The 13,330-nt window shown below is 64.8% G+C and carries 10 protein-coding genes; 8 read left to right on the forward strand and 2 right to left on the reverse strand.

Translation table 11 applies throughout. From position 1 onward, the window contains the following. Positions 1-3: 3 nt before the first annotated feature. The 5 genes from AC522E_RS05605 (at position 4) to AC522E_RS05625 (ending at position 8,311) form a co-directional block, all read left to right on the forward strand. Positions 4-528 carry a SixA phosphatase family protein gene (locus AC522E_RS05605; protein WP_500749397.1) on the forward strand — a complete coding sequence of 175 codons (525 nt, stop codon included), beginning with the start codon at positions 4-6 and terminating at the stop codon, positions 526-528. Positions 529-682: 154 nt separating this feature from the next. Continuing rightward, complete coding sequence (locus AC522E_RS05610) at positions 683-1,726, forward strand: hypothetical protein (RefSeq protein ID WP_500749398.1); 1,044 nt, start codon at positions 683-685, stop codon at positions 1,724-1,726. A 126-nt stretch (positions 1,727-1,852) separates the two neighbouring features. Next, positions 1,853-5,386, forward strand: coding sequence for a hypothetical protein (locus tag AC522E_RS05615; protein ID WP_500749399.1), 3,534 nt, complete (start codon positions 1,853-1,855; stop codon positions 5,384-5,386). A 493-nt stretch (positions 5,387-5,879) separates the two neighbouring features. Next, a complete protein-coding gene (locus tag AC522E_RS05620) occupies positions 5,880-7,328 on the forward strand; it encodes a YcjX family GTP-binding protein (protein ID WP_500749400.1) in 1,449 nt (482 codons plus the stop codon). Continuing rightward, positions 7,325-8,311: a YcjF family protein gene (locus AC522E_RS05625; protein WP_500749401.1), complete on the forward strand. Its 987-nt coding sequence runs from the start codon at positions 7,325-7,327 to the stop codon at positions 8,309-8,311. The genes AC522E_RS05620 and AC522E_RS05625 overlap by 4 nt, the downstream gene beginning before the upstream one ends. Here the strand turns inward: AC522E_RS05625 and AC522E_RS05630 are convergent. Continuing rightward, entirely contained in the window at positions 8,308-9,540 is a 1,233-nt protein-coding gene (locus AC522E_RS05630) for an extracellular catalytic domain type 1 short-chain-length polyhydroxyalkanoate depolymerase (protein ID WP_500749402.1), read from the reverse strand. The two genes, AC522E_RS05625 and AC522E_RS05630, sit on opposite strands and share 4 nt — an antisense overlap. Positions 9,541-9,652: 112 nt before the next feature. Beyond that, entirely contained in the window at positions 9,653-10,072 is a 420-nt protein-coding gene (locus AC522E_RS05635; RefSeq protein ID WP_500749403.1) for a ribbon-helix-helix domain-containing protein, read from the reverse strand. Between the two features lie 280 nt (positions 10,073-10,352). On the opposite strand from AC522E_RS05635, the gene AC522E_RS05640 reads away from it, so the two are divergent. The 3 genes from AC522E_RS05640 to dksA all read left to right on the forward strand — a co-directional run bounded on the left by AC522E_RS05640 (position 10,353) and on the right by dksA (position 13,319). Continuing rightward, the gene (locus AC522E_RS05640; RefSeq protein WP_500749404.1) at positions 10,353-11,726 is read left to right on the forward strand and encodes an MBOAT family O-acyltransferase; all 1,374 of its coding nucleotides are present in this window, start codon (positions 10,353-10,355) and stop codon (positions 11,724-11,726) included. Beyond that, positions 11,701-12,738, forward strand: a complete 1,038-nt coding sequence (locus AC522E_RS05645) for a hypothetical protein (protein ID WP_500749405.1) — start codon at positions 11,701-11,703, stop codon at positions 12,736-12,738. The genes AC522E_RS05640 and AC522E_RS05645 overlap by 26 nt, the downstream gene beginning before the upstream one ends. Positions 12,739-12,899: 161 nt before the next feature. Next, entirely contained in the window at positions 12,900-13,319 is a 420-nt protein-coding gene (dksA, locus tag AC522E_RS05650) for an RNA polymerase-binding protein DksA (protein WP_500749406.1), read from the forward strand. Positions 13,320-13,330 lie beyond the last annotated feature (11 nt).

Consider the following 13,330-nt stretch of genomic DNA (forward strand, 5'->3'; position numbering starts at 1 on the left):
ATCATGCTTCGCCTCCTGCTTCTCCGACACGGCAAGTCGTCCTGGCCCTCCGGCATCCTCGATATCGAGCGCCCCCTGTCGCCACGCGGGCGCAAGGCCGCGGTTCTGATGGGGGACTACCTTAGGGAGGAAGGGCTCCTGCCCGATCTCGTGCTGATTTCCCCTGCGCGCCGGACGGAGGAGACCTGGGATCTCGTCCAGCCTGCCCTCGGTGACGTCGATCATCGCCGCGAACCCAGGATCTACGGAGCGCCGGCCCAGCGCCTGCTGAGCCTCGTCCAGGAGGTGAGTCCGGAAAGGCGTGCCGTACTCATGGTCGGCCATAATCCCGGCTTCGAGGACCTGGCGAAGATACTCATCGGCGATGGAACGCCCGAGGATTGCAACCGGCTTGCCAGAAAATACCCTACGGCCGGACTTGTGGTGATCGACTTTTCCGAGACGGACTGGGAGCGGGTCAAGGCGAGAGGAGGGCGCCTCGAGCGCTTCGTCACGCCCAAATTCCTCGGTGCGGGCGAAGACGACTAGCGTGTCGAAACCCGGGATGGACCCCTTCGTCGGGACCGGACCCAGGCTCCCTCCTTCGAACGGCCATAGTCCGAGGTGAACCTTCGGGGGATCCTGTCGTTGAGGACATTGAACCGTCACGGCGATTCGACGTCCCTGAAGGCCCATTCGGACCATGTTGCCTCACACCCTCGTCGCCCTGTTCCTGGCAGGCAGCGCCCTTACGACGAACAAGCTCGATCTCGGCCGGGAGGTGCTGGCCGACATGGTCGGCAGCCGTCCGGACGCGGGCGCGCAGTACCTGTCCGAGGCCCGCGAGGTCACGAACTGGCGGATGGAGACGGTGGACGCCCTGGAACCGAAGCCCGTCGCCCTGCTTGCGGCCCTGTTCCGGGCCGACCGACCGATCGTCACCCGCTGCGTGAAGCTGAACAATTACTGGTGCATCAAGAGCGCCCGGTGGAACGGCGAAATCGGCAAGGATGGCGAGGGCCATGTGGGCTTTGCCTCCGCCGAACACGGAGCCGACGCGGCGGCCCTGCTCCTGAAGCGCTACTACCTGGAATTCAACCGCAAATCGGCCCTCGACATCGTCCGGCGCTGGGCCCCGGCCGAGTGCAACGTTGCTACCGGGATCGGCGGCCTCGCCGTTCTCGCCGTGAGGGGCATCGGCGGTACCGTGCGAGCCCGCTGGCTTGCGTCGCATCGGGGCGTGAAGCTCACGGCCACGGGCAAGTCCGGCAAGCCCGGGCGGGTTTCGATCGTGATTCCCTTGAAGACCCGGCCGTCCCGCGTGCCCGAATACCGGGTGCCGGATATCGCCGCGGGAATGGGGGAAAAGGCCAAGCCCACGCGGAAGGCCGAGCCTCTCGTCCGAACTGCGAAGCCGACATCCGCTCCCCGGAAGACGGCCTCCGTTCCCGTCGCGCCCAAGGCGGCTCCCGCGAAACCCGCCGCGACGGTCTGTGCTCCAGATGAGCAGCGGCTGCGGAACTATGCGGCCCGAATGGTGGAGGACCTGGGAATCGGGCCGACTGACGACCTCAAGCTCTTCGCCCCGGACGGAACGCCCTCGCCAAACCTTGCCTCCGTGATGCTGGCCATGTCGGCCGTGGAGCTCGGCATGTTGCGGGCCAGCCCGGACCTGGTGGAGGAAGCCGTGCGCCGCATGGGAGAGCGTGTGGCGAAACGGGCGGAGCTCTCAGAGCCCAAACCTTAGATCGACCGCGCAAAGTGCCGCAAATTCCTTGACAGGCAAGGGGTCCCGCGGCAGAAAGATTATCGTAACGATGTAATATTTAAGAGACTTGGCTGCCATTCGCGGCTATTGCCTTTGGATCCTGACATGGCCTCGACCCTCGATCTCCAATCCTTCCGCGTCCTGACCGAGCAGGACCTGGTCACCCGTATCTCCACGGCCGCCGATGGAGCGGAAGCGGACGCGGCCAGCCAATCACCGTCGTCAAGCGGAAACGGCCGCTACGTGGTGTTTCAAAGTGGCGCCGGGAACCTCGTGGACGGCGACACCAATGGAGACGACGACATTTTCCGCAAGGATCTCCTCACCGGAGCGATCGTGCGCGTCTCGACGACCACGAACGGTGCCGAGGCCGATGACCACAGCAGCGATGCCCGGATCAGCGCCGGTGGCCGCTACGTGGTGTTCACGAGCGACGCAACCAATCTCGTGGACGGCGATACCAACGGCAGGGCGGACATCTTCCGGAAGGACCTTCTTACGGGCCAGATCGACTGCGTTTCCACGAATGCGCAGGGCGAGATTGGAGACAGCAGCAGCGACTACGCGCAGATCAGCGCCGACGGCCGCTACGTGGTGTTCCAAAGCGATGCCTCGAACCTGGTCGCGGGCGACACGAACAACAGGACCGACATCTTCCGCAGGGATCTCGTCACCGGGGAGATCCGCCGTGTCTCGGTCACGGCCGCGGGCGGGCAACTGGATGGCCACAGCAGAGCCGCTCAGGTCAGCGCCGATGGCCGGTTCGTCCTCTTCGAAAGTGCTGGGGCGAACGGCATCGCGCAAATCCATGTGAAGGACATGCTCACGGGATCGCTGACCATCGTCTCCACAGCGCTCGACGGCGCGGCGGGCGACAAATCGAGCGCCAATGCCCAGCTGAGCGCCAATGGCCGCTACGTGGCGTTCGAGAGCGACGCGACGAATCTCGTGGCGGGAGATACCAACGGCGCCAGGGACATCTTCCGCAAGGACCTGACCACGGGTGAAATTCTCCGCGTCTCCGTCGCCACGGATGGAACGCAGGGCAAGGCGAACAGCGTCGTTGCCTCGATCAGCGACGACGGGCGTTATGTGACGTTCCAGAGCGCTGCCAACAACCTGGTCCCCAGCGACACCAACAACTCGAACGACGTCTTCCGCAAGGACCTCGCGACGGGCGAACTCGTCCGCGTCTCGACGACGGCACACCCGGCGCAGGGACATGAGCAGGCCAACGCGCTCAGCGGGGCACCTGTCCTCAGCGTCGACGGCCGGTATGTCATGTTCCAGAGCGAGGCGGACAATCTCGTTTCGGGCGATGCGGGTTCCTATCCAAAAGTATTCGTCAAGGACCTGGAGAATGGGACCTTCATACAGGTCTCCACCGACAGCAACGGAGTGGCGGGGAACCTGTCTTCGGAAAGCGGCGGTTTCAGCGGCGACGGGCATTTCGCGGTCTTCACCAGCGCGGCGACCAATCTGGTGGCGGGCGACACCAATGGTGCAGGAGACATCTTCCGCAAGGACCTGACCACGGGAGCCGTCGTCCGTGTCTCCGAGGCGGCCGACGGATCGCAGGCCAATGGGGGAAGTGATTGGGCCTATGCAAATGCCGATGGACGCTATGTGGCCTTCCAGAGTTATGCCAGCAATCTCGTGGCCGGCGACACCAACCAGCGCCGGGACGTTTTCTGGAAGGATCTCGATACCGGGGCGCTCCGGCGAGTCTCCGTCTCGACCAGTGGCGTCGAGGGGAATGGCGACAGCTTTACGGCCGGAGTGAGCCCGGACGGCAAGACGGTGCTGTTCACGAGCGACGCCAGCAATCTCGTGCCCAACGACACCAATGGACAAAAAGATATTTTCGCCAAGGACATGGTGACCGGAACCGTGACCCGCCTCTCGGTGAGCGAGGCCGGCGTGCAGGCCAACGGGTTCAGCGGCGAGGCACATCTTGCAGCCGACGGCAGGCACCTTGTCTTCCAAAGCTCCGCCACGAATTTGGTCGCCGGAGATGCCAACGGAGCAGGCGACATCTTCGTGAAGGATCTCACCGACGGCACGATCGTTCGCGCGTCCACGTCGACGACAGGCGCGGAAGCGAACAGCACGAGCTCCGGTCCCCAGATCAGTGCCGACGGCCGCTATGTGGTGTTCCGGAGCAATGCCAGCAATCTGGTGGACGGCGACACCAATAACCGGGCTGACATCTTCCGGAAGGATCTCGTTTCCGGGGACGTGACCCGCGTCTCGACGGCGAGCGACGGCGCTCAGGCGAACGATGGCAGTTCGAACGCACAGATCAGCGCCGATGGCCGCTACGTGGTGTTCGAAAGCGACGCTACCAACCTGGTACCGGGAGACACGAACAACTCCAGCGATCTGTTCCGGAAGGATCTGGTCACCGGCGAACTCGTTCGCCTGAGCGAGACAGGTGCGGATGCGCAGGGCAACGAGCAGGGAAACGGAGGTAGCGACGATCCCTGGATGCAGGTCGACGGCAGCGGCGTGGTGTTCAGCAGCGATGCCGACAATCTGATCCAGGGGGATACAAACGGATTCCCCGATATCTTTCTCGTGGACGCCGCCATGTCCCAGACGCAGGCGGTCGCCGAGGGACGCTTCGTGGATTTCTGGCTCTCGGTCGGCGCGGCTTCCTCCGTCACCGTCGCGTGGGGTGACGGCGCGAACGACACTCTGAGCTTGTGGGACCGCCAGGTTCATGCCCGCCATGCCTACGCCACCAAGGGCCTCAAGGCCGCGACGGTGAGCGTCCACGAGGGAAGCCAGACCTGGGCGGTGCCTTACAAACTCGACGTGACGGCCGGGACGATGACCCGCGACACCTCGATCGCCGATACACTCTCCGGCGGGTCCGGGGCCGACACGCTGACGGGCGATCAGTACAACAACATCCTCATAGGCGGCGGTGGCGACGATGTGCTGTCTGGCGGCGGAGGCTTCGACACGGCGGTCTTCGCCGGCGCGAAAGCAGCCTACACGGCCACGCGGAATGCCGACGGCAGCGTCACGGTCGTCGGGCCCGACGGTACGGATCTGCTCCTGAACGTTGCATCGGTCCGCTTCGCCGATGCCAGTTTGGACACGAGCATGCTGCCCCGCGGTTCCCAGCTTCTTCGTGGGACGTCACGGGCGGATCGGCTGACCGGCGCGGACGGGAACGACAGGCTCTACGGCCTGGCCAACAACGACGTGCTCAAGGGCGTGGCCGGCGATGACAAGCTCTACGGCGGCGCAGGCCGGGACGTGCTCTATGGTGGCACGGGGAAGGACATCTTCGTGTTCAACACCGGGCTCAGCCGCAAGACCAATTTCGACAAGATCGCGGACTTCAACGTCAAGGACGACACGATCTGGCTCGACAATGCCCTGTTCAAGGCGAACAAGTCCTTCTATGCCGCGATCAAGAAGGGCACGGAAGCCAAGCCCATGGCGCTCAAGAGCGCCTTCTTCAGGGTCGCCGACAAGGCCAGGGATGGCAACGACTACCTGGTCTACGACAAGAAGACGGGCGTGCTCTCTTACGACGCCGACGGCTCGGGCGAGAAGGCGGCCGTGGAGATCGCCCTTCTCAAGAAGGGCCTCAAGCTCACCTATCACGATTTCTTCGTCATCTGAGGTCGGCAAAACGGCTGTCTCCCAGTCTGTCGAAGCGAGGAATGCGCTGACAGCGCAGAATGAAGGGCCATGGTTGCCGCTGCGCCTGATCCTGCATCGCGGGTGTTTATGGGTTCCGGACTTGCCTGACGGCAATCCGGAATGACAGCGTGAGGAGTATCAACCTCCGTCATTCCGGGGCGAGCGAAGCGAGAGCCCGGAACCCATAAACACCAACCTCTCGGAAGAGAGACTACGTTAGCCGCTGCGCATTATCCTGGACCGATCGAGCTTATTGGTTCCTCGCTGCGCGTGGCCCTTCCGGTCGGGCTCAGCCGACGCGGCCCGAAATGACGGTGAATATCCGGGAAGAGATCCGGTAGTGGCTTCGCTCACCGCGGAAGCTTCTGCCTGGGGCACGCTCGAACCTGTCGGAAAAAAATCCCTCGGTGCTTTGCATTCGGCTCGCCAACGCCCATTTCATAGGCGTCCAAAGCAAAGGTCGGGGCTCCTCTTGTCAGTGCTTACCAACATCGCCTCGCGGGCCGGCTCGGCCGCGCAGTCGCTCCGGGAGGCCTCGAGCCAGCTCGTCCAGCCCTCGCTGCGCCTGGGTGTCACGGGACTCGCCCGGTCCGGCAAGACGGTATTTACGACTGCGCTCGTGCATCACCTCACACGCGGAACATCGCTTCCGGCCTTTCGGGCCTCCGCCGAAGGACGCATCAGGCGGGCGCATCTGGCCCACCAGCCGGACGACACGATTCCCCGTTTTCCCTTCGAGGAGCACATGGCGGCCCTGACGGACGAGCGCCGCTGGCCGCAATCCACCAACCGCATCAGCGAACTGCGCATCGATGTCGCGTACGAGCGCAGATCCGGGTGGCGGACCGGACCGGGATCGCTCGCTCTCGACATCGTCGACTATCCCGGCGAGTGGCTGCTCGACCTTGCGCTGCTCGAGACCGGTTTCGGAGAGTGGTCGCGCCAGACTGTCGAAGCCAGCCGCAGGCGGGACAGGGCCGCTCTCGCCGCTCCCTGGCACGCGGCGCTCAAGACCTTCGATCCCGATGGTCCCGCAGACGAGATGCTGGCCGCGCAGGCGAGCGAAGCCTTCAAGGCTTATCTTCTGGCTCTGCGGTCCAGCGAGGAGGCGGTGGCGACGACCCCGCCGGGGCGTTTCCTGATGCCCGGGGACCTTGCGGGCTCGCCCGCGCTTACCTTCGCGCCGCTGGACCTGCCGGCCGGGCGGCCGGTCGCGGCGGGGAGTTTCGCGGCGCTGATGGAGCGTCGCTTCGAGGCCTACAAGGCCCGGGTGGTGAAACCCTTCTTCCGCGACCATTTCCAGCGCATCGACCGCCAGATCGTCCTCGTCGACGTGCTCGCCGCCATCGATGCCGGTCCGGCGGCTCTCGCCGAACTCGAGGAAGCGCTCGATCAGGTCCTGATGGCCTTCCGGATCGGCCGCAACACCTTCCTGTCCCGTCTCTTCTCACCCCGGGCCGACCGGGTGCTCTTCGCCGCCACCAAGGCGGACCATATCCACCATACGGATCACGACCGGCTGGATGCTATCCTGCGCCTGCTCGTCAACCGCGCCGCGAGACGTACGGAGGCGGCGGGCGCGCGGGTCGGGACGGTGGCCCTCGCCTCCGTCCGCGCCACGCGGGAGACGACGATCCGCGAAGGACGGGACACGCTGCGCGCCGTCGCGGGCGTTCCCGAGGCTGGCGAACGGGTCGGCAACGAGATCTTCGATGGCGAGACCGAGGCCGCGATCTTCCCGGGCGAGCTGCCGGAGACCGCGGAGGCGGTGTTCCAGGGAGCGGTGCCGCCGGGCTCGTTCCGTTTCCCGCGCTTCCGGCCTCCAAAGCTGCCCGTCGATGCCGCGGGACGGATGGCGAAGATGCCTCATATCCGCCTCGACCGCGCTCTTGAATTCCTGCTGGGGGACCGTTTCGCATGAGCCGCCAACCTCGCGCCTTCCGCCTCGACGATCCCAGCCTTTCCAACGGCTCCGTCGTCGTGACCGAGGAACCGTTCGATGCCATCGAGGCCGCCGACGGGACGATCGTCCCCATGGGCGAGAAGCGCCGGGCGCCCTGGCTCGGGATCCTTCTCTCCGCCTTGTCGGGCCTCCTCGTCCTCGCCCTCGGGCTCGCGGTCGAAAATCTCATCGTCGATCTCTACGCCGTCGCACCCTGGCTCGGCTGGGTCGCGCTCGTCCTCGCCGTCCTGGCGGTGCTCGCCTTTCTTGCCCTGATCGGGCGGGAGGTGAGGGGGATCTGGCGCGAGCAGAAGATCGAGCGCCTCCGCGAGGCTGCGGTCGACGCCCTCGCCGTGAAGGACCACAAGGGCGCCAAGACCATCGTGTCCAACCTCCTGGACCTCTACGGCTCGCGGGCGAGCGCGGTTCAGAGCAGCGCCCGCCTGATGAACGTGATGGACGAGATCATCGATGCGGACGACCGCCTCGCCATGGCCGAGCGCGAACTGCTCGCCCCCCTCGATGCGCAGGCCAAGCGCGCCATTGCCGGCGCGGCCAAGCAGGTGTCCCTGGTTACAGCGGTGAGCCCCCGGGCGATCGTTGATGTGGCCTTCGTCATCTTCGCGGCGGTGCGCCTTCTGCGCACCCTGGCGCGAATCTATGGCGGAAGACCGGGGTTCTTCGGATTCCTGCGGCTCGCCAAGGCGGCCTTCAACCATCTTGCTGTGACTGGAGGCATGGCGGTAGGCGACAGCCTCATGCAGCAGGTTCTCGGCCTCGGCCTCGCGGCGCGGATATCGGCAAAGCTGGGAGAGGGCGTTTTGAACGGGCTCATGACCGCCCGATTTGGCCTCGCGGCCCTGTCCGTCTGCCGCCCTCTGCCCTTCATCCGCGAGGAGACGCCGAAGATCGGCGATGTGGCGGGCGAACTGATCACCCGCACGGAGGCGGCAGCGACCTAGGCGCGGCCGCTCCCTTGCCCCTTGGGGTGTTGCATGAAAAAGCGGATCATCTCCCGGCTCGCATCGGGGCCGTTCGGCTCTGTGTAGGAACCTGACGGGCTGCCGCCCGACCAGGCATGGCCGACGCCGTGCAGCAGCCAGTGTTCGAGCATGGGATGTCCGCCCTCATCGGTCTGGACGGTGCGCGTGAACCGTATCCCGCCCGGCGCCTCGCCGCGGACCGCACGCGCTTCGAAACGCGCCGCAGCCTTCGACTGGACAATGACATGTTCGCCATTGACGGGATTGACCGTCGTGTCGCGGTCGCCATGGAAGACGATCGTCGGAACGTGCTGACGTGACGGGCCGCCGGGCACGGGCCCGCCCTGGCGCATGGCTGCAAACGCCGAGGGCATGTCCCGGGCCGCCCCGCATGCCAGCCCGGAATGCACCCCGACGGCAGCATAGAGATCCGGATAGGTCGCGCCCATGATGGCTGCGAAGGCCCCGCCCGCCGAGAGGCCTGCGACGTAGACGCGGCCGGGCGCGACGGCGAAGTCACGCATGATCTCGCGGGTGATCCCCGCGATCAGGGACGGTTCTCCCCGGTCGCGCCGCTGGTCGCCGGCATTGAACCAGTTCCAGCATTTGGAGACATTCGCCGATTGCGTCTGCGCCGGATAGGCGACGAGAAAAGCGTGCTCCTCGGCCAGGTCGTTCATGCGCGTGCCGGCAGCGAAGTCGTCCGGCGACTGGGTGCAGCCGTGGAGCATGACGATGAGGGGAACGGGCTGGCCGTCATAGCAGCTCGGGACATAAAGCTTGTACGGACGGCTTCCGGCCGCATCGGCATAGACGCGATCCTCGAAACGGGCGCCGTCGAACGGTTCAGGCCGGACGGGCTTGGGCGACGGGCCTGTCCAGCCCTGAGGTCCCCTGGCGGGGCCGGGTTGCGGCGGCCCGTCGAGGAATGCCCGGAGAGCCTCCGGCATCTGCGGCTGGGCCATGCCTCCGGAGAAATACGCGGCGGCAGGCGCCGACTGCTCCGTGCCTTCGGCCCGTCCGGATGCGGGCTCCATGTCCAGTAGGGGAGCCCGAGCCTCGGCAGGTCTCTGCCCTTCGTCGCCGCCGAGAGGCGCTTGCGAGGAGCCGTGAAGCGCCTTGCGCAGAACGGCCATTGCCTCTCCCAGGCGGCCTTCGCGCGTGAGGCGCGTCGCCTCCTTCATGTCGATCTTCGAGAGCAAAGTCATGGGATGGGGATCCTAATGGGGAGGAGACTCCGTCGGGGCAGAAGCTCGGACGAGCGCCTCCAGAACAAATTTGATGCGGTTTCACAAATGGTCGCGAAAGGACTGATCCGGTTCAGGAAATGCGGTCGGCAAGGGTCGCCTTGACTTCAGCGCTGGCCTGCAAAGCGCCTAGCACGTGAAGGGATGCGATCGTGTCGCGGGCCAGTTCGGGTGGGACATCGGCTGCGATGATGGCGAGGCCGAGGACCTGGATGTGAAGCCTTTCCCCCGCTGCTTTGACGGCTTCCAGATCCTGGCGGGTGTATTGGCGGAGGCCCAGATCGAGCCGGTGCCGTGTGACCGATTGCCGGATCGCTTCATTCTGGCGGTCGAGCTGATTGCGAATGGCCGTCCGAATGAAATCCGTGCGGTTGGAATAGAATCCCTCCCGGACCAGCAGGTCGATCTGGCCGAGATCCACATAGCCGAGATTGATCGTGATCTTTTCGGTATCGGCCGGCCTCGGGCGAAGCTCATGTACCTTGGTAGACATCGTTTCCATCCTCGCACCATCCATGTGGATGGTATATGGAGTTCAGGGTTTCCAATGCAAGGCGGAATTTCCGCGGCGATAACCCTGGCCCGGCCGGCCAAATTGCCGCTGTTCGAGTGGCAGGGGGCCGCCTGGGCCTTAGGGGCGAGTACCATGAACCGCTTCTTGGGCGAGGGCGCGTCGCTTCGGAAAGTTGACGCCGGGCCCGCATTCCCGCACAAGAGCGCGCCTTCTGGCGCGGAAGGGAGCATGGCGCGCCGTCTGACCCATTCAAATTGCGATGCTCTTTAATTCCTTTGTCTTCCTCTTTGCCTTTCTGCCGGTTGCGCTTCTCACGCATTGGCTCGTAGAGCGGTTCAAGCCTGAATGGCGCCTGCCGGTGCTTCTGGCGCTGTCCCTGTTCTTCTACGGCTACTGGGACTGGCGCTTCGCGCCGCTTCTCATCGTCTCGATCCTGGTCAACTGGCTCATCGCCCGCGCCTTCATCCGCTCCGGACGGGACATCCTGATTCCGCTCGCCATCACGGCGAACCTGATCGTCCTGGCGATCTTCAAGTATTTCAATTTCTTCGCCGATGTAGCGGCCCTGATCCCCGGGGTGGCGACGCCGCATTACGATATCGCGCTGCCGCTCGGCATCTCGTTCTTCACCTTCCACCACATCATGTACCTGACCGATCTGAAGGCCGGCAAAGCGCCGCGCTTCGATCTGGTCCGCTACGGGCTCTACATCGCCTTCTTCCCGCAGGTTCTCGCGGGCCCGTTGGTGCGGTGGAGCGAGATCATGCACCAGTTCGAGGAGCGTCCCTATGCGCGCCCCGACGCGGCGGAGCGGTTCGCCCGCGGCCTGATGCTTCTGGTGATCGGCCTCGCCAAGAAGGTCTTTCTCGGCGACCAGCTGGCTGAATATGCCAACCCGATCTACCAGTCCGCCACCGCGGGCCACGCCATCGGCATGGGCGAGGCCTGGCAGGCGGCGCTGGGCTTCACCTTCCAAGTCTATTTTGACTTTTCGGGCTACACCGACATGGCGCTGGGACTGGCGCTGCTGTTCGGCATCGTGCTGCCGCAGAACTTCGATGCGCCTTACCGTGCCGTCTCCCTGCAGGACTTCTGGAGGCGCTGGCACATGACCCTGTCGCGCTTCCTGCGCGACTATCTCTACATCGCCATGGGCGGCAGCCGTAAGGGACTGGCCGTGCAGATCGGAGCGCTGACCGCGACCATGACGCTCGGCGGGCTCTGGCATGGGGCGGGCTGGACCTATCTGGCCTGGGGAGCCCTGCACGGAGTTGGCCTTGCCGCCAACACCCTCTGGCGCAAGGCCGGATACACGATGCCGAAGCTCCTCGGCTGGTTCTTTATGTTCAGCTTCTTCGTGCTGACCATCATCGTATTCCGGGCGCAGAGCTTCGATGCGGCGTGGCGCATCTATCAGGGCATGATCGGCATGGGCGGCGAGGGCGCCGGAATGAAGTGGCGGGCCATTGCCGTCGGCGCGGCCTTCGCCTTCATCGGTCCGACTGCATGGACGCTGGTCCACAAGGTGCCGCCGCGGCGCTGGATCGCACTCGCCTTTGCCCTTCTCTTCGTGATCGTGTTGTTCAAGATCGGCGACGACGTGAACTATGAATTCATCTATTTCCAGTTCTGATTCCTCCTCGGAAGTCTCCTGGCGGCGCTTCGCCGTCTTCCTCGTCGGCATGACGGCGTTCGCCATCATCGCGATCATCGCGGCCGCCTATGTCATCGACCCCTACGATACGGGACGCTCGTCCCTTCTTGCCCGCGATGGCGTGCGGCCCCAGGGGCCGCGCACGGCCAATGCCAGCCGGGGACGTGATCCGTCCTTCGACTCCGCGATCTTCGGCAACTCGCAGATCCAGCTGCTCTCCCCGGAGCGGCTGAACCAGAGGACAGGGTTCAACTTCCTGCAGCTGGCCGTCCCGGCCACCGGGCCGAAGGAGCATTTCACCCTCATCGACTGGTTCCTCAAGCATCGGAAGGGGCCGGTGAAGGCCCTCGTCCTCGATTCCGACGAGACTTGGTGCATTTCGGATCCGGCGATGCCGAATTTCCGGCCGTTTCCGTTCTGGCTCTACGCCTCGAACCCGCTGGAATACGCCAAGGGCCTGATGCGCTACGACATTCTCGAGGAATTGCCGCGTCGCGTCGGTTACGTGTTCGGCAAGAATCCCGAGCGCGCCCGTCCGGACGGATACTGGGACTATGAGCCGAACTATCTGAACCTGGGCTATGACACCCGCCCCGAGGTGCGCGCCCGGCTCGAGAAGCCCTATTTCGCCAGCGAGCCGACCTTCGAACGCGACCCCAAGGAGGGCCGGCGCAGTTTTCCGGTGGCGGCGCGGCTGAAGGAGCTTGCCGATTCCCTGCCGGCCGAGACCGCCCTTATCCTCGTCCACCCGGCGCGCTACAAGAACTACCTGCCGCCCGCCGGCACGGAGGAGGGATATCTCGACAAGGCTTGCAAGGCGGCCATGAAGGCGGCTCTCGCGGGACATGCGAAGAGTGCTGTCGTGGACTGGCGAATCGACCGGCCCGAGAACCGCAATCCGGACTATTTCTTCGACCTGAGCCATTACCGGCAGCCAATTGCCATGGCGATCGAGGCCGATATTGCCAAGGCTGTCGAGAACCTGCGCTGAGGCCAGGATCGGGCATTTTCGGTACTTTCCTTGCTTTTCAAGCGGATAGCCCGTTCCCGCCTGCGGCGTCTTAGACAAACCGATGACGTTCTTGCGCGTTGTCCCGCGCCTCGCTTGACGATATAGGGGCGCCACGGTTCATCGGGGATAAACGGCCCACAATGACGAACATCCTGATTGATGAGGGTTATCGACCGACTGAGGACGAGCCCTTCATGAATGAACGCCAGCGGGAATATTTCAGACGCAAGCTTATCCGGTGGAAGGGCGAAATTCTGAAGGAGGCCCAGGAAACCCTGGCAGCCCTGCAGAGCGAGAACGAGAATCATCCCGATCTCGCTGATCGTGCTTCCTCCGAGACGGACCGCGCGATCGAGCTGCGGGCCCGGGATCGGCAGCGCAAGCTCATTTCCAAGATCGATGCCGCCCTGTCGCGGATCGACGACGGAACCTACGGCTACTGCGAGGAGACGGGCGATCCGATCTCCCTCAAGCGCCTCGAGGCCCGTCCGATCGCGACCCTGTCGCTGGAAGCGCAGGAGCGACACGAGCGCAACGAGCGGGTTTATCGGGACGACTGATCCTGACGAAA

It is taken from the genome of Microvirga sp. BF8 (assembly GCF_059888585.1).

What these genes read in the sequence shown, in the direction of transcription:
- AC522E_RS05605 (WP_500749397.1), top strand. Translation starts at nt 4, where the DNA reads ATGCTTCGCCTCCTGCTTCTCCGACACGGCAAGTCGTCCTGGCCCTCC.
- AC522E_RS05610 (WP_500749398.1), top strand. Translation starts at nt 683, where the DNA reads ATGTTGCCTCACACCCTCGTCGCCCTGTTCCTGGCAGGCAGCGCCCTT.
- AC522E_RS05615 (WP_500749399.1), top strand. Translation starts at nt 1,853, where the DNA reads ATGGCCTCGACCCTCGATCTCCAATCCTTCCGCGTCCTGACCGAGCAG.
- AC522E_RS05625 (WP_500749401.1), top strand. Translation starts at nt 7,325, where the DNA reads ATGAGCCGCCAACCTCGCGCCTTCCGCCTCGACGATCCCAGCCTTTCC.
- AC522E_RS05630 (WP_500749402.1), bottom strand. Translation starts at nt 9,540, where the DNA reads ATGACTTTGCTCTCGAAGATCGACATGAAGGAGGCGACGCGCCTCACG.
- AC522E_RS05635 (WP_500749403.1), bottom strand. Translation starts at nt 10,072, where the DNA reads ATGTCTACCAAGGTACATGAGCTTCGCCCGAGGCCGGCCGATACCGAA.
- AC522E_RS05640 (WP_500749404.1), top strand. Translation starts at nt 10,353, where the DNA reads ATGCTCTTTAATTCCTTTGTCTTCCTCTTTGCCTTTCTGCCGGTTGCG.
- AC522E_RS05645 (WP_500749405.1), top strand. Translation starts at nt 11,701, where the DNA reads ATGAATTCATCTATTTCCAGTTCTGATTCCTCCTCGGAAGTCTCCTGG.
- dksA (WP_500749406.1), top strand. Translation starts at nt 12,900, where the DNA reads ATGACGAACATCCTGATTGATGAGGGTTATCGACCGACTGAGGACGAG.